The sequence below is a fragment of the Serratia quinivorans genome, assembly GCF_052113645.1.
Taxonomy (GTDB): Bacteria; Pseudomonadota; Gammaproteobacteria; order Enterobacterales; family Enterobacteriaceae; genus Serratia; species Serratia quinivorans_B.
In genome coordinates, this window is the sequence record NZ_JBIEIU010000005.1 from 112,201 (window position 1) to 132,878 (window position 20,678).

20 protein-coding genes and 1 pseudogene are annotated in these 20,678 nt (G+C 56.0%); 12 read left to right on the forward strand and 9 right to left on the reverse strand.

Annotation, left to right across the window (positions count from 1 at the left end; all coding sequences use genetic code 11):
- The first annotated feature begins 29 nt into the window (after positions 1-29).
- From ACGS9J_RS11610 to ACGS9J_RS11625, 4 genes are read left to right on the forward strand one after another with little or no spacing between them, the layout of a single operon-like run.
- Positions 30-974: a metal ABC transporter substrate-binding protein gene (locus ACGS9J_RS11610; RefSeq protein WP_442231067.1), complete on the forward strand. Its 945-nt coding sequence runs from the start codon at positions 30-32 to the stop codon at positions 972-974.
- A complete protein-coding gene (locus ACGS9J_RS11615) occupies positions 971-1,861 on the forward strand; it encodes a manganese/iron ABC transporter ATP-binding protein (RefSeq protein WP_442231068.1) in 891 nt (296 codons plus the stop codon). Before ACGS9J_RS11610 ends, ACGS9J_RS11615 begins: the two co-directional genes overlap by 4 nt.
- A complete protein-coding gene (yfeC, locus tag ACGS9J_RS11620) occupies positions 1,861-2,721 on the forward strand; it encodes an iron/manganese ABC transporter permease subunit YfeC (protein ID WP_046373759.1) in 861 nt (286 codons plus the stop codon). Before ACGS9J_RS11615 ends, yfeC begins: the two co-directional genes overlap by 1 nt.
- Complete coding sequence (locus ACGS9J_RS11625; protein WP_442231069.1) at positions 2,721-3,581, forward strand: metal ABC transporter permease; 861 nt, start codon at positions 2,721-2,723, stop codon at positions 3,579-3,581. The genes yfeC and ACGS9J_RS11625 overlap by 1 nt, the downstream gene beginning before the upstream one ends.
- A 37-nt stretch (positions 3,582-3,618) precedes the next feature.
- Here ACGS9J_RS11625 and ACGS9J_RS11630 read toward each other — a convergent pair.
- Positions 3,619-3,708, reverse strand: a pseudogene (locus ACGS9J_RS11630) (GNAT family N-acetyltransferase); the annotation flags it as partial.
- Between the two features lie 206 nt (positions 3,709-3,914).
- Between ACGS9J_RS11630 and ACGS9J_RS11635 the strand changes: the two are divergent.
- Positions 3,915-4,784: a fructosamine kinase family protein gene (locus tag ACGS9J_RS11635; protein ID WP_442231070.1), complete on the forward strand. Its 870-nt coding sequence runs from the start codon at positions 3,915-3,917 to the stop codon at positions 4,782-4,784.
- Between the two features lie 46 nt (positions 4,785-4,830).
- On the opposite strand, the gene ACGS9J_RS11640 is transcribed toward ACGS9J_RS11635, so the two are convergent.
- Positions 4,831-5,391, reverse strand: coding sequence for a YniB family protein (locus tag ACGS9J_RS11640; RefSeq protein ID WP_442231071.1), 561 nt, complete (start codon positions 5,389-5,391; stop codon positions 4,831-4,833).
- Between the two features lie 195 nt (positions 5,392-5,586).
- Between ACGS9J_RS11640 and ACGS9J_RS11645 the strand changes: the two genes are divergently transcribed.
- The 4 genes from ACGS9J_RS11645 (at position 5,587) to ACGS9J_RS11660 (ending at position 10,120) form a co-directional block, all read left to right on the forward strand.
- Entirely contained in the window at positions 5,587-6,867 is a 1,281-nt protein-coding gene (locus ACGS9J_RS11645; protein ID WP_442231072.1) for a protease, read from the forward strand.
- 64 nt (positions 6,868-6,931) lie between these two features.
- Entirely contained in the window at positions 6,932-7,597 is a 666-nt protein-coding gene (gene hxpB / locus ACGS9J_RS11650) for a hexitol phosphatase HxpB (RefSeq protein WP_442231073.1), read from the forward strand.
- A gap of 398 nt (positions 7,598-7,995) precedes the next feature.
- Positions 7,996-8,544 carry a metal-dependent hydrolase gene (locus tag ACGS9J_RS11655; protein WP_442231074.1) on the forward strand — a complete coding sequence of 183 codons (549 nt, stop codon included), beginning with the start codon at positions 7,996-7,998 and terminating at the stop codon, positions 8,542-8,544.
- A 184-nt stretch (positions 8,545-8,728) separates the two neighbouring features.
- The gene (locus ACGS9J_RS11660) at positions 8,729-10,120 is read left to right on the forward strand and encodes an L-cystine transporter (protein ID WP_442231075.1); all 1,392 of its coding nucleotides are present in this window, start codon (positions 8,729-8,731) and stop codon (positions 10,118-10,120) included.
- Positions 10,121-10,189: 69 nt separating this feature from the next.
- Here the strand turns inward: ACGS9J_RS11660 and phnX are convergent, their stop codons facing one another.
- Positions 10,190-10,999 (reverse strand): phosphonoacetaldehyde hydrolase, encoded by an 810-nt coding sequence (gene phnX / locus ACGS9J_RS11665; RefSeq protein ID WP_442231076.1) that lies wholly within the window; start codon positions 10,997-10,999, stop codon positions 10,190-10,192.
- Between the two features lie 8 nt (positions 11,000-11,007).
- Positions 11,008-12,111, reverse strand: a complete 1,104-nt coding sequence (phnW, locus tag ACGS9J_RS11670) for a 2-aminoethylphosphonate--pyruvate transaminase (RefSeq protein WP_442231077.1) — start codon at positions 12,109-12,111, stop codon at positions 11,008-11,010.
- Positions 12,112-12,255: 144 nt separating this feature from the next.
- Here phnW and phnR point away from each other — a divergent pair, with 144 nt between their 5' ends.
- Positions 12,256-12,975 carry a phosphonate utilization transcriptional regulator PhnR gene (gene phnR / locus ACGS9J_RS11675; protein WP_442231078.1) on the forward strand — a complete coding sequence of 240 codons (720 nt, stop codon included), beginning with the start codon at positions 12,256-12,258 and terminating at the stop codon, positions 12,973-12,975.
- A 72-nt stretch (positions 12,976-13,047) separates the two neighbouring features.
- Here phnR and kdgR read toward each other — a convergent pair whose 3' ends face one another.
- Positions 13,048-13,839, reverse strand: coding sequence for a DNA-binding transcriptional regulator KdgR (gene kdgR / locus ACGS9J_RS11680; protein ID WP_442231079.1), 792 nt, complete (start codon positions 13,837-13,839; stop codon positions 13,048-13,050).
- 233 nt (positions 13,840-14,072) lie between these two features.
- Between kdgR and ACGS9J_RS11685 the strand changes: the two genes are divergently transcribed.
- Positions 14,073-15,467, forward strand: coding sequence for an MFS transporter (locus tag ACGS9J_RS11685; RefSeq protein ID WP_442231240.1), 1,395 nt, complete (start codon positions 14,073-14,075; stop codon positions 15,465-15,467).
- 47 nt (positions 15,468-15,514) lie between these two features.
- Here the strand turns inward: ACGS9J_RS11685 and htpX are convergent, their stop codons facing one another.
- Positions 15,515-16,393: a protease HtpX gene (gene htpX, locus ACGS9J_RS11690; RefSeq protein WP_442231080.1), complete on the reverse strand. Its 879-nt coding sequence runs from the start codon at positions 16,391-16,393 to the stop codon at positions 15,515-15,517.
- A 451-nt stretch (positions 16,394-16,844) separates the two neighbouring features.
- On the opposite strand from htpX, the gene ACGS9J_RS11695 reads away from it, so the two are divergent.
- Entirely contained in the window at positions 16,845-17,078 is a 234-nt protein-coding gene (locus ACGS9J_RS11695; RefSeq protein ID WP_442231081.1) for a hypothetical protein, read from the forward strand.
- A 64-nt stretch (positions 17,079-17,142) separates the two neighbouring features.
- Here the strand turns inward: ACGS9J_RS11695 and ACGS9J_RS11700 are convergent, their stop codons facing one another.
- From ACGS9J_RS11700 to prc, 3 genes are all read right to left on the reverse strand, one after another.
- Positions 17,143-17,976, reverse strand: coding sequence for a radical SAM/SPASM domain-containing protein (locus tag ACGS9J_RS11700; protein WP_442231082.1), 834 nt, complete (start codon positions 17,974-17,976; stop codon positions 17,143-17,145).
- 250 nt (positions 17,977-18,226) lie between these two features.
- Positions 18,227-18,361, reverse strand: a complete 135-nt coding sequence (locus ACGS9J_RS11705) for a hypothetical protein (protein ID WP_442231083.1) — start codon at positions 18,359-18,361, stop codon at positions 18,227-18,229.
- Between the two features lie 266 nt (positions 18,362-18,627).
- Positions 18,628-20,661 carry a carboxy terminal-processing peptidase gene (gene prc / locus ACGS9J_RS11710; RefSeq protein ID WP_442231084.1) on the reverse strand — a complete coding sequence of 678 codons (2,034 nt, stop codon included), beginning with the start codon at positions 20,659-20,661 and terminating at the stop codon, positions 18,628-18,630.
- Between the last annotated feature and the right edge of the window lie 17 nt (positions 20,662-20,678).

The following is a 20,678-nucleotide window of genomic DNA, read 5'->3' on the forward strand; positions in this document are numbered from 1 at the left end:
CATTTTCATTTGAGCCAGGAGATGTCACCATGCATTTGAAACAACGCGCTTTTCCCCGCCTGTCCTTTAATCAAGTCAGGGTATTTTTCCGCCCTTTCGCCCTGCTGTGCCTATTATTGACCGCCGGTCTTGCCAGCCATGCCGCATTGGCGGAAAAAAAGCTGCGCGTGGTGACCACCTTTACCATCATCCAGGACATCGCGCAGAACGTGGCCGGTGACGCGGCCACAGTGGAGTCGATCACCAAGCCGGGCGCCGAGATCCACGATTACCAACCGACGCCACGCGATATCGTCAAGGCGCAGCACGCGGATCTGATCCTGTGGAACGGCATGAATCTGGAGCGCTGGTTCCAACGCTTCTTCGAGAACATCAAGCAAGTGCCCGCCGCCGTGGTCACCGAAGGCATTACCCCGCTGCCGATCCGCGAAGGGCCGTATAACGGCAACCCGAATCCGCACGCCTGGATGTCTGCCAGCAATGCGCAGGTGTACATCGAGAATATCCGTAAAGCGCTGGTGCAGCACGACCCGGCCAATGCCGAAACCTACAATCGCAATGCCAAAGCCTACGCCGCCAAAATTGCCGCGCTGGATGCCCCGTTGCGCGAACGCCTGTCGCGCATTCCTGAGGCCCAGCGTTGGCTGGTCACCAGCGAAGGTGCCTTCAGCTATCTGGCGAAAGACTATCAGTTGAAAGAAGTCTATCTGTGGCCAATCAATGCCGATGAACAAGGCTCACCGCAGCAGGTCCGCCGGGTAATTGACGCCGTGCGCGCCAACCATATCCCGGTGGTATTCAGCGAAAGCACCATTTCTGACAAGCCGGCCAAGCAGGTCGCGAAAGAAACCGGCGCAAAATACGGCGGCGTACTGTATGTCGACTCCCTGTCCACTCAGGATGGCCCGGTACCGACCTATATCGATCTGCTCAATGTCACCGTACAAACTATTGCCAAAGGATTTGATCAATGACCACCGAGGTTTTTGTCCGCCCTGAGTTGAGCGTGGACGACGTTACCGTAACCTACAACAATGGCCATACCGCGATCCACAACGCCAGCTTTACCCTCAGCGGCGGCGCCATCTGCGCGCTGGTGGGCGTCAACGGCAGCGGCAAATCGACCTTGTTCAAAAGCATCATGGGCCTGGTCCGGCCCACCACGGGCCGGGTACAGCTCAACGAACAACCGGTCGCGCAAGCGCTGAAGAAAAACGTTATTGCCTACGTTCCGCAAACCGAAGACGTCGACTGGAATTTCCCGGTGCTGGTGGAAGACGTAGTGATGATGGGCCGCTACGGCAAGATGAACTTCCTGCGAATTCCTTCAAAGGAAGACCGCCTGCGGGTGGATAAGGCGCTGGAACGCGTTGGGTTGAGCGAACTGCGCACCCGCCAGATCGGCGAGCTGTCCGGCGGCCAGAAAAAACGCGTCTTTCTGGCGCGTGCGCTGGCGCAACAAGGCAGCGTTCTGCTGCTGGACGAGCCCTTCACCGGCGTCGACGTCAAGACCGAGAACGCCATTATCGACCTGCTGCGTGCGCTGCGCGATGAAGGCCACCTGATCCTGGTGTCGACCCATAATCTGGGCAGCGTGCCGGAGTTTTGCGATCGGGTGATCCTGATTAACCGCACGGTATTGGCTGCCGGCCCGACCGAAACCACCTTTACCCAGAGCAACCTGGAACAGGCCTTCGGCGGCGTGCTGCGCCATATCAATCTGTCAGGGCCGGACCTGCACGACGACAACGACCCGCGCACCGTGACGGTATTGACCGACGATGAACGCCCGGCGGTGTTCTATGGCCATACCAAGAGCGATCCGCCCGCGCAAAGCCAGCCAAAGGAGAAACAACCCTGATGCTGGAACTTCTGCTGCAACCCTTCAGTTACAACTACATGGTCAAAGCCATTTGGGTCAGCGCCATCGTCGGTGCCGCCTGTGCGTTCCTTTCGGCCTACCTGATGCTGAAAGGCTGGTCGCTGATGGGCGACGCGCTGTCCCACTCGGTGGTGCCCGGCGTCGCCGGTGCCTATGCGCTTGGCCTGCCCTACGCCGCCGGGGCCTTCTTCACCGGCATGCTGGCCGCGCTGGCGATGACGCTGGTGCGCCACGTTACCCGCCTGCGTGAAGACGCCATTATCGGCTTTATCTTTTCCACCTTCTTTGCCGTGGGCCTGCTGATCGTTTCACTTAATCCTACTTCGGTTAACGTCCAGTCGATTATCTTCGGCAATATCCTCGGCATCGCCGATGAAGACGTATTGCAGGTTGAGATTATCATTGGGGTTTCGCTGCTGATCTTGTGCCTGGTGTGGAAAGACCTGCTGGCGGTGTTCTTTGACGAAAACCACGCGGTGTCGATCGGCCTGTCGCCGTTACGGTTAAAAATCCTGTTCTTCACCCTGCTCAGCGCCTGTACCGTAGCGGCGTTACAAACCGTTGGCGCCATTTTGGTGATCGCCATGGTGATCACGCCGGGGGCCACAGCCTATCTGTTGACCGACCGTTTCAGTCGACTGGTGATCATCGCCATCGTGATTGGCGCGCTGACCAGCGGCCTCGGCGCTTATCTGAGCTTCTTCCTCGACGGCGCGACCGGCGGTGTGATCGTAACCCTGCAAACGCTGGTGTTCCTGGCGGCCTTTTTCTTCGCCCCCAAACATGGCCTGCTGGCGTCCAAACGCCGCGTGGCGCGTGAACAGACCGGAGGCCACTGATGGAAACCCTGTATCAACTGCTCAGCGAACCCTTCGCCTACCCGTTTATGCAGCGGGCGATCCTGGCCGCCATCGTCACCGGCGTGGTGTGTGCGGTGCTCTCCTGCTATCTGGTGCTTAAGGGCTGGTCGCTGATGGGCGACGCCATCTCGCATGCGGTATTGCCCGGCATCGTGGTGGCGTTCGTGCTCGGTATCCCGGTGGTCATAGGGGCGTTCTTCTCCGGCATTTTCTGCGCGGTAGCCACCGGTTACCTGAAAGAAAACAGCCGGGTGAAAGAGGACACGGTGATGGGCATCGTCTTCTCCGGCATGTTTGCCTTCGGGCTGGTGCTGTTTTCCCGCATCGATACCGATCAGCATCTGAGTCATATCCTGTTCGGCAATATGCTGGGCATTACCGACGCAGAGCTGAAGCAGACTCTGCTGATGGCCGGCATTACCCTGGTGGTGGTGCTGTTGAAGCGCAAAGATTTGATGCTCTACTGTTTCGATCCCAACCATGCCAAAGTGATTGGCCTGCCGGTGAAACTGTTGCACTACGGGCTGCTGTGCCTGCTGGCGCTGACCATTGTCGCCTCGCTGCAGGCCGTCGGGGTCATTCTGGTGATTGCGATGCTGATCGCGCCGGGCATCATTGCCTTTATGCTGTGCCGCAGCTTCGACCGCATGCTGATTGTCGCCACGCTAGTGTCGGTCTTCTCCTGCGTGCTCGGCACCTTGATCAGCTTCCACATCGACGGCGCCACCGGCCCCTGCATTGTGATAGTCCAGGCCATTCTGTTCGTGTTCGCCCTGCTCTACAGCAAATTCAAGCCGTTACAACGTCACAAGGAAAGCTTGCTCAACGTGAAACCTTAAAACGGACGGCGGTGCGCAATGGCACCGCCGCTTCGCATTACTGCTGCCGGTAGATATCCGGTCGGACAATGTGCCAGACAAAATCCTCGCGGTTTATCGCTTCATAGCCCACCTTCTGGTACAGCCAGAACACAATTTGGTGAAACATCGCTCTCGCGCCGCCAAGTTGCAACAGACGCAGTGCTTAAATTAATCAATAGCGTATATACTTTGAGCAAACGCGGTGGCGATAAAATCGCCTATTGTTGGCGCCAGCTGTGCGCCAGGTCGTGTTTTCACCGGGCTAAAGACGCTAACCTAATGAATTCGCAGGCAGTACAGAGGGGGTGTACCATGTGGCAAGCCGTTAGCCGTCTGTTAAGTGAACATCTTGGCAGCGAAGAAATCCGCGAAAAGACCGAACTGGCCGGGGGTGAAATCCACCCGGCGTGGCGCGTGAGTTACGGTGACAACCCGGTGTTTGTCAAATGCGATGCTCGCGAACTGTTGCCCATCTTCACCGCCGAGGCCGATCAACTGGCCCTGCTGGCGCGCAGTAAAACCGTGCGCGTGCCACAGGTGTACGGCGTCGGCAGCGATCGTGATTACAGCTTTTTGCTGTTGGAATACCACCCTCTGAAGCCCCTCGACGCCCATGGCGCCTACTGTCTCGGCCAACAGCTGGCCAATCTGCACAAATGGAGCGAACAGCCGCAGTTCGGCCTCGACTTCGACAACGACCTGTCCACCACCCCGCAACCCAATGCCTGGCAACGTCGCTGGTCAGAGTTTTTTGCCGAGCAGCGCATTGGTTGGCAGTTGCAGATGGCGGCGGAGAAAGGCATGACCTTCGGTGATATCGATGAGATTGTCGACGCCGTGTATCTGCGTTTGCAGCATCATCAGCCGCAGCCTTCGCTGCTGCATGGTGATCTGTGGCCGGCCAACTGCGCCATGACCGCAGACGGCCCGTTGCTGTTTGATCCGGCCTGTTATTGGGGGGACAGAGAGTGCGACCTGGCGATGCTGCCGCTGTACCCGGAATTGCCACCGCAGATTTATGATGGCTACCAGAGCGTCTGGCCGTTGGAGAACGGGTTTATTGAGCGTCAGCCGCTGTATCAGCTGTATTACCTGTTAAACCGCAGCAACCTGTTTGGCGGTCAGCATCTGGTCAAGGCTCAGCGCGCGGTAGAAGCCTTGCTGCATCCAGAAACCCGATAAACTAAAGGCGCTGATTTCAGCGCCTTTATCTCATTGCCTCTCGCTATCAGGCCGCGCCGGCCAGTTGGCCGAGCAGCTTGATCACAAACCAGGCGATCACCGCAATCACCACCGGTAAAATGTACAGCGGGAAGTATTGCAGCAAAATGGTGTGGTGCGGCAGTGTAATACGTTCTTCCAACTGCGCACGCGTGTGCCCTTCACTGCCTTTGGCCTGCTCGAGGATCATCTGATCCTCTAACCCTTCACGGATAAACTTCACCTGGCGTGACATACGCGCGCCGGAGGCCTGCAGTGCCAGCCCGACAAAAATCAGAATATAAATGAGGATAAACATCAGATTCGCGCCGCTGAACAGACTTTTCTCTACGTCCGGCACCGGTGAGTTATACCAGAAGACATTCAGGAACGAAGTATTGAAGCGCACCATATCCACCATCACGTGGATGAAATCCAGCATTACCGCATTGATGCCTTTGGTCTTTTCGCTGTGCTGATAAACAAACATCAGCATTGAGATCAGCGTCGACAGTAACGCAGGGATGAAAACTACCCAGCCAAGAATACGTTTTATAATGGCGATGCGCCCAGCCTGTTGATACGTCATGTGTTCCCCTTGTAAGCGACGTAACCGTAATCGGCTAAGTCTACCTGTAGTTACCGAACCTCGCCCACCGTTTTCTTCAGCGTTGCTGTGCTACAAGCGTAGCCGCGATTATCCGAAATCAACAGCTTAACGGCAGCCGCGCATTAGCGGGAAATAGTTATATAGTTAAATCAATCCATTTAAACAGGGGCCTCCATGATTCGGCTGATTATCTTATTGCTGGGCGCGCAAGCTCTGCACGGTCAGCGCCGTCTGTTAATGCTGTTCGGCTGGGGCTGGATCGCCGTCGGGGCACTGATGCTGCTGGACGTGCTGCAGGACGGCCGTTCCGTGCTGGCGTTGGATGCACTGGCAGTGCTGCTGGCGCTGGAGGGATTGGTGGCGATTTCTGCCGCGTTGGTGATTGGCTCTTCCGCCAGTCGGCCGGTGCTGCTGAAAGGGCTGGGCTTTTTGTTTCTGGCCTTTATGGTGCTGGACGTACCCGCCGACGATAACATCGTCGCCACGCTGGTGTTTGGCAGCGCGCTGTTGCTTGATGGGGCGGTTCGCATCGCCTCCTCCACGGTGATCCAACACAGCCGCTGGAAACCGGTCGCGCTGGCGGGCAGCGGCGAGATCCTGCTGTCGCTGATGATTTTTATCGGCTGGCCGGTGCCGCACCGGATGACGGTGCCTTTTTGTATCGGCGTGATGATCCTGCTTTCCGGCTGGGCGCTGTTGCGCATTGCGCGGCGGCTGGAGAGTTTTTCACTGAATCAGAATCCACAACACCCCGCGCAGCCCGCGACGAATGAAGCCACCCCGCTCACGGTGCATGTCTGGACCCCCACGGGGTCGGCCAAAGATGCTCGTCGACGTTACATTGTCGATCGCTACATCGCGGCGGTGGACGGCAGTGGCAATATTTCCACCGGACATGCCGCCCTGGCGTTAGCGCCGGATTTGTATATCAGCCACTATCCGCTTAACGATATCCGCCAATCCGCACAGGATTTCCGCCGACTGTTGCATTCCGGGGAGCAGAACAACGTCGACGGGCGCTTTCTGCCGGGTCTGCAACAGGAAGTGGCGGCCTGGTGCCCGCCGAACAAAAAAATTCAGTTTCACCGCTATAACCCAACGGCGCTGCGCGCCTTCTGGCAGCGTTATCAGCAGGATGCCACTTACAATTTGACCCGCCGCAACTGTTCCACCACGGTCATCCAGGCACTGGATAGCGCGTTGGAAGGCGTGCTGGGTGATAAACATCTGTGGCGGCGTTTCCTGTTGCTGATACTCGATCCCAATTTGTGGATGCTGGCGGTACTGCGCAGCCGGGGTGAAAGCATGACCTGGACGCCAGGGCTGGTGCTGGATTATGCCCGCATGCTGCAGCAGGTCACCGAACGTCAGCATCAGCGCTGGTGGCTAAAACTGCAGGAGATGTGGCGGATCCTGCGTTTTGGCAAGGCGCAGCCACGCAGGCAAAAGTTTTAGTCTCGCCGTCGGCGATGATAAAGTGTCGGGCACATTCACCGGCATCGGCAGGAGTTAACCGTTAATGGCCTATTCGCAACGCATTGAAACCGCTATTTTTGATATGGACGGTTTATTGATCGATTCAGAACCCCTGTGGCTACAGGCGGAGCTGGATATCTTTGGCGCACTGGGGCTGGATCTGTCCGACCGCCACAAGCTGCCGGATACCCTGGGCTTGCGCATCGATCTGGTGGTGAAGATGTGGTATCAGGCAATGCCGTGGCAAGGGGCCTCGCAGGAGGAAGTCTCCGCACGGATTATCGAACGCGCCATCGAGCTGGTGCGCGAAAAACGCCCTTTGCTGCCCGGCGTACGCCAGGCGCTGGAACTGTGCCGCAGCCTGGATCTGAATATCGGCCTGGCCTCCGCCTCGCCGCTGCACATGCAACAGCAAGTGCTGCAGATGTTTGATCTCGAGGGTTACTTTGATCAGTTGGTTTCCGCCGAGTATCTGCCTTACAGCAAACCGCACCCTGAAGTGTACCTGATCGCCGCCGAACGCCTCGGTAGCGATCCCCTGCGCTGCATCACCCTGGAAGACTCGTTCAACGGCATGATTGCCACCAAGGCCGCGAGAATGCGTTCTATCGTTATCCCGGCGCACGAGTATCACCATGATGGCCGCTGGGCACTGGCCGACCACAAACTGGAAACGCTGGAACAACTCACGTCTGAGCACCTGGCATAATTTTCGCGGCATCGGTTGTCCCCCGGTGCCGCTATCATTACCTTTACCTTCCCCGCTCCTGCTTAATTTCAAAACCACGTTCTGCGTCATAAAATAAATAAAACATTATTTCATTTTTATTGAGTTACTGTGCCGCCCTCTTTATGCTGGCTCACCAGAAAGTGGCCGGACGATCGGCATCGGCTGTCACTGCCACGCAGCCTGACCCTGTCGCCCGGCGCTTTCTCCTCCCTTCATCCGTCTTCACGCATCACAAACGCGCAATGCTTGACCACTTAAGTAACAAACCATTGTAAAACCAAGTAAAATAAACAATTGGTTACAGGGTAACTGCTTCCACTACTGGGAATTTTCCCATATACTGGATAAATTAACAGTTTATTAGTCGGAACAGCAGTATGACCGCGGAAGGGCATCTTATTTTTTCTGTCGCTTGCGCGATTTTCGCCAAGAAGGCCGAGGTGACGCCGGAGCTGGCCACTGGCGACTGGTGGCATATCATTCCCGCCGCGCTATTGACCTCGCTGCTGCCCGATATCGATCACCCCAAGTCGGTGCTCGGCCAGCGCCTGCGCTGGATTGCCATTCCGATCTCACGCGCTTTCGGCCACCGCGGTTTTACCCATAGCCTGTTAGCGATCGCCGGCGGCATGGCGCTGTTCCAGCTTGACGTGCCGCGCAGTTGGCCTATCCCGGCCGACGTGCTGCATGCCATGATCATCGGTTATTTCAGCCATCTGCTGGCAGATATGCTCACCCCGGCCGGCGTGCCCTTATTGTGGCCGTGCCGCTGGCGTTTTCGCCTGCCGCTGCTAAATTCTCAGAAAGGCAATCAGCTCGAGCGCGCCCTGTGCTTGTGTCTGGTGGCTTTCGCGATCTATTGGCAAGGCGGATGCACCATTCCAGTGCAGTCATATTTAGAGCAAATAAAAAATATCAGACTGTGATCACAAAAAATCGGCCACTTAAGCGCCAAAAAGCCCATTAATTAAACAAATTCACACAGCGAGTTATATCAAATTCCATTTGGATATAAGTGAGCCGTTACGCAAACTGTTACGATATTTAGTATCGCTACGCCATGGTGCATAGCCATTTTCATATAAGAAGAAATAATTGGAGACATTGGGGATGAATTTTCCGCTGGTTATTAACGTGGTGATTTTTGTCGCCCTCCTTTTGCTGTTGGCGCAAAGTCGCCATAAGCAATGGAGCCTGGCGAAAAAAGTACTGGTCGGCCTGGTCATGGGCGTGCTGTTCGGTCTGGCACTGCAACTGGTTTACGGCTCGGACAACCCGGTACTGAAAGATTCCATCAGTTGGTTCAACATTGTCGGTAACGGCTATGTGCAACTGCTGCAAATGATTGTCATGCCGCTGGTCTTCGCCTCGATTCTGAGCGCGGTCGCCAAGCTGCACAACGCCTCCTCCCTGGGGAAAATCAGCTTCCTGACTATTGGCACCCTGTTGTTCACTACGCTTATTTCGGCGCTGGTGGGCGTACTGGTGACCAACCTGTTCGGTCTGACCGCTGAAGGCCTGGTGCAAGGGGCGCAGGAAAGCGCGCGTCTGTCTGCGATCCAAAGCAACTATGTGGGCAAACTGGCCGACCTGACCGTGCCGCAGATGGTGCTGTCCTTCATCCCTAAAAACCCGTTTGCCGATCTGACCGGTGCCAGCCCAACGTCGATCATCAGCGTGGTGATCTTCGCGACCTTCCTCGGTGTGGCGTCGCTGCAACTGCTGAAAGATGACAAACCGAAAGGCGAACGCGTACTGGTGGCTATCGATACCCTGCAGGCCTGGGTGATGAAGCTGGTGCGTCTGGTGATGAAACTGACCCCGTACGGCGTCCTGGCGCTGATGACCAAAGTGGTAGCCGGCTCTAACGTTCACGACATCATCAAACTGGGTAGCTTCGTGATCGCCTCTTATCTGGGTCTGGCGATTATGTTTGCGGTGCACGCTGCCCTGCTGGCCTTCACCGGCGTTAACCCGATGAAGTTCTTCCGCAAGGTATGGCCGGTCATCACTTTCGCCTTTACCAGCCGCTCCAGCGCCGCCAGCATTCCACTGAACGTGGAAGCGCAAACCCGTCGCTTGGGCGTGCCGGAATCCATCGCCAGCTTCTCGGCGTCGTTCGGTGCCACCATTGGCCAGAACGGCTGTGCAGGCCTGTACCCGGCCATGCTGGCGGTGATGGTTGCCCCAACCGTCGGAATTAACCCGCTGGATCCGGTGTGGATCGCCACCTTGGTCGGTATCGTCACCATCAGCTCCGCCGGTGTGGCCGGTGTGGGTGGCGGCGCGACCTTCGCCGCGCTGATCGTGCTGCCGGCAATGGGCCTGCCAGTGACGCTGGTTGCCCTGCTGATTTCGGTTGAACCGCTGATCGACATGGGCCGTACTGCCCTGAACGTCAACGGTTCGATGGCTGCCGGTACCATCACCAGCCAACTGATGAAGCAAACTGACAAGTCCATTATGGACAGCGAAGACGAAGTGGAACTGGCTCACCAGTAAATTTCGTCGGCAATAAAAAACCGGGGCTGCTCAAGGCCCCGGTTTTTTTTATTGGCGTCATTCACTCACTCAGGGCTGTTCGCCCGCCGCCAACCGCTGATTGATTTCGGCGATCACCTCCGGTAATTGCGCCAGCGAATCAATCACGTAGTGCGCCCCGGCGGCATACAGTTTTTCGGTCGCCAACGCGCGCCGCCTGTCGATTTCCGCCGCACTCATTTGTTGGTATTCCTGCCAGGTGGCACCAAATTCATTGCCGGACAGCGCCAGCCCGACGCTCCACATACCCGCATTCAATCCCTCGCTGATGCCCGGCACGGCGTCATCCACTTTCACGCAGTGCGCCACCGCATCGATACCCAACGCAATCACGTTCTGCAGTGCCATCCACGGGCCAGGACGGCCGCCAACGGCCAAATCGTCAGTAGCGACCCAGTGATCCGGCGCATAACCGCGTTGGGCCGCCGCCGGTGCCAGCACTTCCATCACCGCCCGCGGATAGCCGGAGCAAGAACCGATCTTGATCCCCTGCTCACGCAATGCGGCAATCACCTGAGGAACCCCTTCGATCGGATCGGCAAAGTCGACCACCTTGGCGATTTGCAACGGCATAAAGGCCCGGTACAGCGCATCAATGTCCTGATGGCTCATGGAACGGCCAAGCTGCCGCCGCCAGCGCGCATCCACCTCAGGCAGTTTGCCCAAGGCCTCGATGTGCTGCCACTTGCCCAACCCCATCGGAATACGCGCTTGTGCCAGGCTGATGTCGATATCAAAGGTCTGCTTAAAGGCTTCGACAAAAATCTGCGTCGGCGCAAAAGAGCCGAAATCTACCGTGGTGCCGGCCCAATCCAGTATCACTGCGTTAATCTGGCGCATGCTCATCCTTATTGATTCCAGTACATTGCCTGCCCGACCGCGGCCAGCAAACGTTCGATATCCTGCGGGTAAATTTCGCCGATATTGCCCATGCGAAAACAGTCACTCTGCGACACCTTGCCCGGATAGATGACAAAGCCCTGCTGCTTGAGGCGCTGATAAAACTCCGTAAAGCGGTAGGTCTCCGCCTCAGGCGAATAGAACGCGGTGATGATCGGCGAGTGCAGCTCGTCGTCGAGCAGGGTCTCAAACCCCAGCTTTCGCATCCCAGCCACCAACCGCTGCTGGTTAGCGCGATAACGGGCATGGCGGGCACCAACGCCCCCTTCCTGCTCCAGCTCGCGCAATGCCTGCGCAAAGGCCAGCAGGGTATGCGTCGGCGAAGTAAAGCGCCATTTGCCGGCGTTATCCTCCATGCAGCGCCACTGGGCATACAGATCCAGTGACAGCGAACGCGAGCGCCCGGCGCATTTTTCCAACTCGCTACGGCGGGCAATCACGAAGGCAAAGCCCGGCACGCCCTGAATGCATTTATTGGCGGAGCTGATCAGGTAATCAATGCCCAGCGCATCCACATCCAGCGGGATACCGCCAAAACTGCTCATCGCATCGACGATCAGGGTTTTGCCATTACGCGCCGCCAGACCAGAGACGCGCTGCAACGGATTGAGCATGCCGGTGGTGGTTTCGCAATGCACCATGGCGATATGACTGATACCTGCATCGTCTTTCAATACCGCCTCCATCGCCTCGACATCCGGCTCATTCACCTCACCGCAGTTAAATGCGTGGTGATTGATATCCATCAGCCGGGCCATTTCGATCATCCGCGCACCGTAAGCGCCGTTATTGACGATCAGCAGCTTGTCCTGCGGCCCGATCACCGTGCCCAGCACCGCCTCGACCGCAAAACTGCCGCTGCCCTGCAACAGCACCGAGGTGTAGCCTGTCGACTGGGTCGCCAATGCCTCCAGCTTCTGGCGAATGCTCTGCACCACGCCCAGGTTGTAATCTTCATCCCAGGTACAGCTATCGAACAGCATCGCCTCCTTCACCGTTTTTGAGGTGGTCAGCGGGCCGGGGGTTAACAGCAGGTAATTGTGCTCAGACATTTCACTCACCCATTTGGTCTATACCAGATTGCCGTTATACTGACGGCAACCTGACCCCCGGGTCAAACGCCAACCGCTGATGAAACAAAAAATTCATCTGCGCATGTATAATAAGCGCGTGCCGTAACGCCATAGCGAGATGAAATGAAAGACCTTCAGGGTGAATTGCCCCACTACCTGCAAATCAAGGAACAGCTGCAGGCGCGCATTACTCGCGGCGCATTGCAGGCGGGCGATAAGCTGCCTTCCGAGCGTGAACTGTGCGCCATTTTTTCCACCACCCGCGTCACCGTGCGTGAAAGCCTGGCGCAGCTGGAGGCCACCGGCGCCATTTACCGTGCCGATCGCCGGGGCTGGTTTGTTACGCCGGAGCGGCTGTGGCTGGATCCGACACAAAACACCAACTTCCACCGGCTTTGCCAGGAGCAGGGACGCACGCCGCGCACCGCGTTGTTATCCGCCGAAAAAACCACGGTGCCGCTCGACGTAATGCAGCCGTTGGCGCTGGAGCCGTTTGATCAAGTCTATCTGCTGCGCCGCGTGCGCTATGCCGATGACCGGGCGATTTGCTATTGCGAAAACCACTGCCTGCCGCAGCGGGTGCCTGAATTGCTGAGCCAGGAGCTTAACGGCAGCCTGACCGAGGTTTATCAACAACAATACCGTCTGATCTACCACAGGATGCACCTGTCGTTTTACCCGACCGCCCTGCCATACCACGCCGCCACGGCGCTGGGCGCCATGGTTGGCCTGCCTGCACTGCTGCTGCGTCGATTGAATTACGATCAGCACGGGCGCATTCTCGATTTTGATATCGAATACTGGCGTCATGACAGTCTGCGCATAGAGGTTGATACGCTGTAATCTCTCTGGCATAGACCAAAAAAAGGCGCTACCGGTGTATGGCAGCGCCCTTAATTATCCCCACTGACACAGTCAGAACGGGTAGTGGTGGTAGCCCATTTGCTCGGAAATGTTGCGCGCGGCGGTGTGCAGTCGTTTAACGTAATCTGCCCTGGCGTCTTCAGAGTAACGAATCGACGGGAAGGAAATGCTCAGGCCGGCGGTTACCACGCCAAAGCGGTCAAATACCGGCACCGCGATGCAGCGCAGCCCTTCTTCCTGCTCTTCAATGTCCTCGCCCACGCCCTGTTCACGCACCTGTTCCAACTGCGACAACAGCGCAGCAGCATCGCTCAGGGTATTTGGCGTGCTGCGAGTGAATTCGATCTGCGACAGAAGTTGCGCCACTTCCGCCCGGTCACGCCAGGCCAGCAACACTTTACCTATCGCCGTACTGTGCAACGGGTTGCGACGGCCGATGCGCGAATACATGCGCAGGTTATACTGCGCGTCGATTTTGTGGATATAGACGATGCCGTCTTCGTCCAGCGCCCCCAGGTGGATGGCTTCCCGGGTGTGGTTCGACAGCTCGCGCATTTGGATATCGGCGCTGCGGATCAGATCGACGCTCTGCAGCGACTTGGCCCCCAGTTCAAACAGCTTGAGCGTCAGCGCATATTTTTCCGATTCGCCCTCCTGCGACACATAGCCCAGTGACTTCATGGTCTGCAGAAAACGGTAGACGGTGCTTTTGGACATCATCACCCGCTGTGAAAGTTCGGTAATGCCGATCTCGCGTTCTTCGCCCAGCGCCTGCAAGATACCGAATACCTTCAGCACAGATGAAACCGCATCCGGTTGTTTATCTGGATCTGCGTTAACCATAGTCAATATCCCACCCAGCTTTTGTGTTTTAAGAAATTTGAACAAGGGTTTCAGTATACGCGGTACCCCAGAAGCCACGCAATCAGGCCCGGGGAGGAATGCCCTCGGGGGGACGGATTGGCCCGCCCGGCTCTCATCGGTTATTACAATTGGACGGGAAACTGTGGATGCAATCGCAGACGAATATGATTAGCATGGTAATACTCCCCCGGATTAATACCTTCGAGATCAACATGCGTTCTTGTACCGACGGCCTGCCCGTCCCGCAACGCTATGGGGCAATCCTCGCCATTGCCCTCGGCATCACCGTTTCCGTGCTCGACGGCGCGATCGCCAACGTGGCATTGCCCACTATCGCCCGCGATCTGAACGCCAGCCCGGCCAGCTCCATCTGGGTGGTGAACGCCTACCAGTTGGCCATCACCATTTCACTGCTGTCGCTGGCCTCGCTCGGCGATCTGATTGGCTATCGCCGTATCTATCAGGCGGGTCTGCTGGTCTTCAGCATAACCTCGCTATTTTGCGCATTGTCCGACTCGCTGACGACGCTGACCATTGCCCGCGTGCTGCAGGGCTTTGGCGCGGCGGCCATCATGAGCGTCAATACCGCGCTGATCCGCATTATCTATCCGCAACGTTTTCTCGGGCGCGGCATGGGCATCAACTCGCTGATTGTCGCTTTTTCCTCGGCCGCCGGGCCCACGGTCGCGGCAGCCATCCTGTCGGTGGCTTCCTGGCAATGGCTGTTTGCCATCAACCTGCCCATCGGCATTGTGGCGCTGCTGCTGGGGATGAAATATCTGCCCGGCAACAGCCAGAAAAGCACCAACCAGCGTTTCGATCCGACCAGTGCCGTGATGAACGCCCTGACTTTCGGGCTGTTGATCACCGCCATCAGCGGCTTTGCCCAGGGCCAGAGCCTGACGCTGATTTTCAGTGAAATCGCCGCGCTGTTGGTCATCGGTTTCTTCTTCGTCCGTCGCCAACTGCGCCAGGAGTTTCCACTGCTGCCGGTCGATCTGCTGCGTATCCCGATTTTTGCCCTGTCGATGGGCACTTCGATTTGTTCGTTTGCCGCGCAAATGCTGGCGATGGTGTCGTTACCCTTCTTTCTGCAAAGCACGCTGGGCCGCGATGAAGTCGCCACCGGACTGTTGCTGACCCCCTGGCCACTGGCGATTATCGTCATGGCACCACTGGCCGGACGGCTGGTGGAGCGGATCCATGCCGGATTATTAGGCTGCATCGGCCTGGCGGTATTTGCGTTGGGGTTATTCCTGCTGGCGCTGCTGCCACATAACCCTTCGGATCTGGACATTATCTGGCGCATGGTGCTGTGCGGTGCCGGCTTTGGGCTGTTCCAATCACCCAATAACCACACCATCATTTCCGCCGCCCCACGTAACCGCAGCGGTGGCGCCAGCGGCATGCTGGGTACCGCCCGCTTGCTGGGACAAACCTCCGGCGCCGCCCTGGTGGCGTTGATGTTCAATCTGTTCCCCGCCTCCGGCACCCACGCCTCGCTGATCCTGGCGGGCAGCTTCGCCACGCTGGCGGCAGCGGTCAGCAGCCTGCGCATTACCCAACCCCGTGCGCAAGCGGTAGAAAGCAGTCAGCAAGCCAAATAACAGGCATAAAAAACCCCGGCAAGCCGGGGTTCTTCAGGTACTTTGGGTTACTTCAGATACTGGCCGGAACGCAGCGCTTCGATACGTTTATCGAGCGGCGGGTGCGACATGAACAGTTCGCTGAACGACTTGGATTTGCCGTTAATGCAAAACGCCATCATGCTGCCCGCTTCCTGTGGTTCGTAGCTGGTTTTCAGCCGTTGCAGCGCCGCGATCATCTTCTCGCGGCCCACCAGTTTGGCGGAGCCTGCATCGGCGTAGAACTCACGGTGACGCGAGAACCACATGGTGATGATGCTGGCCAGAATGCCGAACACCAGTTCCAGTACCATCGACACGCCGAAATAGATCATCGGGTTGCCGTTACCTTCCCCTTCGCCGTCACGGTTGCCCAGGAAGCCGGCGGCCACCTGTGCAATCAGGCGTGAGATAAAGATCACGAAGGTGTTCACGATACCCTGAATCAGCGTCATGGTGACCATGTCGCCATTGGCGACGTGGCTGATTTCGTGGGCGATGACCGCCTCCGCTTCGTCACGGCTCATGCTCTGCAGCAGGCCGGTACTGACGGCGACCAGCGAAGCATTACGACGTGCGCCGGTGGCGAAGGCGTTAATGTCCGGTGCGTGATAAATAGCGACCTGCGGCATGGCAATGCCCGCCTGCTGCGACTGACGGCGCACCGTTTCCAGCAGCCAGTTTTCGGTTTCGTTACGCGGCTGTTCAATCACTTCCCCGCCGACGGAGCGCAGCGCCATCCATTTGGACATCAGCAGTGAGACAAACGAACCGCCGAAACCGAACAGACCGGCCATGATCATCAGGCCCTGAACGCTACTGGATTGGATTCCTGTCAGGCTGAGCACCAGCCCGAAAACCAACATCACCGCCAGGTTGGTGAGCAGGAACAGAGCTATACGCATCATAAAATGTTTACTTCCTCATAAATGTTAACAAAACGCTGCCTCGGATACCCTAGATGGTATGGGCATTCGTCACAGTTTCAAGAGTTGCACGTCATTAACCTACTAAAAATACGAAACTTTACAAAAACGACGCTCAAGCAATACCTTTCAAATTGTAAACGATTGTTGCACAAAGCGGTGGGTTTTTTGACGGAAAATCAGCGCCGTTTGTTATTCAAACGCCCCAGGGGCGTAAAACCGAAACCCTCGGCATGCATCGGCAGAGCTAAATCGCTCATCCTGGCCCCACAGAGAGTTTTACGTCGACAAGCTCCCTCGGGCGCACCCATTAAAAAACTGTACGCGGAACGTAGCAGGAAGAAGACAGACAGGGCAGTAATTCCGGCTTTCCGCCCCTGCTATAGATGCAAATGGCGGTGTCAGCTGGCCGCCAGGGGGAGATTTTGAGGGGATGACACGCCGAAAACGGTGGGCCTTCAATGAGTATCTGATAGCGGAAGCGAAGAAAGCACGCAGCCAGCAGCCAACGGAGTACCCGCACGCCAAAAAATCGGCGCATCTGGTAGAGAAAATTGCCGACTTTGCAGCATCTATCGGGCTGACGTTTACCGAACTGGAGGCTGAGAAACGCAGCGCCATCATGATCAAGGTGTATGCCATGAAAAACCACCGTATGCAGGAATAGCTGCATGTTTTACTTATGATTATGAAAAAGTCTAACTAAATTAAAAAGCGCAGATTACACTGCGCTATGTAATCCCTACACATTTCTTACACATATCAAGATTAAACACTCCTGATCTTATCTCTTTCCTTACCCTACGAAACTCTTGGCTGTACCATATATCAAGAAGACTGTTGTCGTTGACGTTACCAAAAACATGCGACTCGCCAAAGTCATTAGTGCAAACAACATTTCCCGTATGCGTGATTGATATTTCATCTGAAAGGTAATAACACCGTTCCATTTTCCTTTCTTTCTTTGGCTTAACTGAACCGGCCCTGTTGAAAAGAGTTATATTATCCAAAGACCTAACCTTTAATGTTCCATGTTTGGCATATTTGCTATCAATAATGCTGACAATGTTCTTAGGCATTGTTTTAGTGTGTTGTGTTACCAAGAAACCAGTAACACCAGCATCAATACAGGCGTCATATCGCTCCTTACTAAGCCTTATTCCATTTGTGTGAATTATTATTTGAGATTTAGGAAGCTTATATCTGACATAACGCATCAATTCTGGAAGTCTTTCATCCAGAAGTGGCTCGCCAAAGAAATGGGGAGAGATTCGACCCGAATAGTTAATTTTCGATAGATCATCGATTGCCTTTTTAAAGGTTTCTATAGGCATTAGGTTTTTCCCCCTTCCATCTTTAAAAGAAGCAGGGCAATAGCTACATTCTAGATTGCAATCTGAATTTATCTCAAAGTCAAGAGCAGTAAATATATCTCGCTCCCTGAAGCCATATGTCAGTATTTTGTTTAACTCATTATACCAGCCCCTCAGAGTAGGTTTGATAACCTCAGGGGTATTCTGTGCTAAAAGACGATAAAACGAATTCAATACCAGAGGAAGTCTCATTGTTGACACCACGATGTTTTGAATGATTCATAACCTATAGCACGTCAATTCGATAACTGTAAATTGGCATAGTTCTTATTATCCATGCTGACCCTGCCGCTGATCGCCTCAGTACGCCCCGGCGCTATGGTCAACGGCCAACGTATAACCCGTGTTGCATATTGTCGGTGTTCGTCAAAGCATATCTGCTGCGCTACAGCTGCAGGCGGGTGCCACCACAATCGGCGATGGCGTGGCTAACATCCTCACCCTACTGACCAAAACCCTCGACCTGGTCGACGCTGGCACAACGAACGGCAGAGCATACCCACAGCAACACCGGCACCCCAACAAACGCCGCCGAGATAGCACAGGCATCGGCAACAGCCACCGCGCTGAAAGACAAATACAGCCCTCTGATCGGCTAGACCAGAAAGCCCTCGAAACCAAACCCACCATTTAAACGCAACCAGCGGCCCATCACGAGCCGCTGCTGCATCATGTCGAAGATGGCAAAATGTGAACAACACAGGTCGCAATGAGGTCAACAACCTACAAACGTGGTCGTATTGTGGGCAATGAAATTATAAAAACCAATAAAATCAACAGATAATACAAACAAAAAACGCACCCGAAGGTGCGCTTTGCGTTTTGCTTGCTGACTCGGCTGAGTTACTTCGCCGCCGGCTGCGCCTGTTCAAGGTGCGCCAGATCCAGCGCGATATGCACGGTTTCATCCAGATATGGGTCTGGTTCCTGGTAATCCTTCGGCAGATCGTCCAACGCCTTCAGTGGTTTCTTACCGGCGCGCTTCAGACGGTCATTAACGCGCTGCAAACGGGTCGCATCATCATCGTGGTTCTCTTTCTCGCGCTGGGCAAGGTTGAGTGAAACGATGTTGCGCTTGTCCTTCAGTGCCTTGTAATGCGCGATATCCTGCGCGATGTACTGGAACTCAGGATCCTTGGCGATACGCTGCTCATGATCTTTCAGCAGTTCAGGATCGAAAGGTTTCAGATCGCCGGTTTTGGTGTAGGTCGCCGCATTAATGCTGTCCCACGGCATGGCGTTATCTTCAAAGGCTTCACCGGTTTCCGCAGGATCAATGCCGCTTGGCATCAGGATATCCGGGGTCACGCCTTTACGCTGGGTGCTGCCGCCATTCACGCGGTAGAACTTCTGAATGGTGTATTGCACCGAGCCCAACGCCGGCCATTCAGGGCGCAGCATCTGATCGTAAATGCGGTTCAGCGAACGGTACTGCTGCACGGTGCCTTTACCGAAGGTCGGTTCACCGACGATCAGCGCACGGCCATAGTCCTGCATCGCCGCGGCAAAGATCTCGGAAGCCGAGGCGCTGAAACGGTCGACCAGCACCACCAGCGGCCCTTTGTAGTAGGTCACGCCGTCGGTATCCGCGTCTTCACGCACTTTGCCGTTGTTGTCACGTACCTGCACCACCGGACCGCTCGGAATGAACAGACCGGACAGCGATACTGCTTCGGTCAGCGCGCCGCCGCCGTTGGTACGCAGATCGATGATCAGGCTCTTGACGTTCTGCTTGGCCATCTTCTGCAACTGAACTTTCACGTCATCGGTCAGACCGACGTAGAAGCCGGGAATGTCCATCACCGCGACTTTCTCTTTGCCGACGGTCTTGATGGTCATTTTCACCGCGCGATCTTCCAGACGGATGCGTTCACGGGTCAGTGTCACTACGCGAGTTTTGGTGCCCTTGCCCGCAGGCAGGATATCCAGGCGCACTTTACTGCCCTTCGGTCCCTTGATCAGCGAAACCACATCGTCCAGACGCCAGCCGATGACATCAACCATAGGTTTGCCTGCCTGGCCAACGCCAACAATACGGTCACCCACGGTGATCGCCTTGCTCTTCGCCGCCGGGCCGCCTGGCACCATGGAGTTGATCAGGGTGTAGTCGTCATCCATCTGCAACACCGCACCGATGCCTTCCAGTGACAGGCTCATCTCAGTGTTGAACTGTTCGGTATTGCGCGGGGACAGGTAGTTGGTATGCGGGTCGATTTCATGCGCGAAGGCATTCATCGCCAGTTGAAATACGTCTTCGCTGTTGCTTTGCGTCAGACGCTTGATCGCGAACTGATAGCGTTTGGTCAGCGTTTCGCGAATTTCCTTGTCGGTCTTGCCGGTCAGCTTGAGGTTCAGCTCGTCATATTTGACTTTGGCATCCCACAGGCTGTCCAGTTCGGCCTTGTCTTTCGGCCACGGCGCTTTGCTGCGGTCGAGATCGATAGTGTCGTTGCCGGTGAAGCTCATTGGCTTTTCCAGCAGCGACAAGGCATAGGTGTAACGCTCAAAACGGCGTTTCTGGGCCAGATTGTACAGCGCGTATGGCGTATCCAGCTTACCGCTTTTCAGTTCTTCGCCAAGCTGGTTGCGCTTGTTGGCGAATTGCGCCACGTCGGAGGCCAGCAACACGTTATGGTTGTAGTCCAGCATATTCAGGTAACGATCGAAGATCTTGCCTGAAAAGTCCGCATCAAGGGCAAACTGGCGGTAATGAGAGCGAGTGAAGCGCGAAGTGACGCGCTCACTCACCGTTGCATGTTGCGGTTCCTGCTGAAGCTGAGGCAGTTGATCGATGCGGATGTTGGCTGTGTCCGCTCCGTAACTGACGCCCGCCCACAACAGACCCGCGACTGCTGTTAATCTGACAAATTTGTTCATGCCTTGGTTGGCCTCCG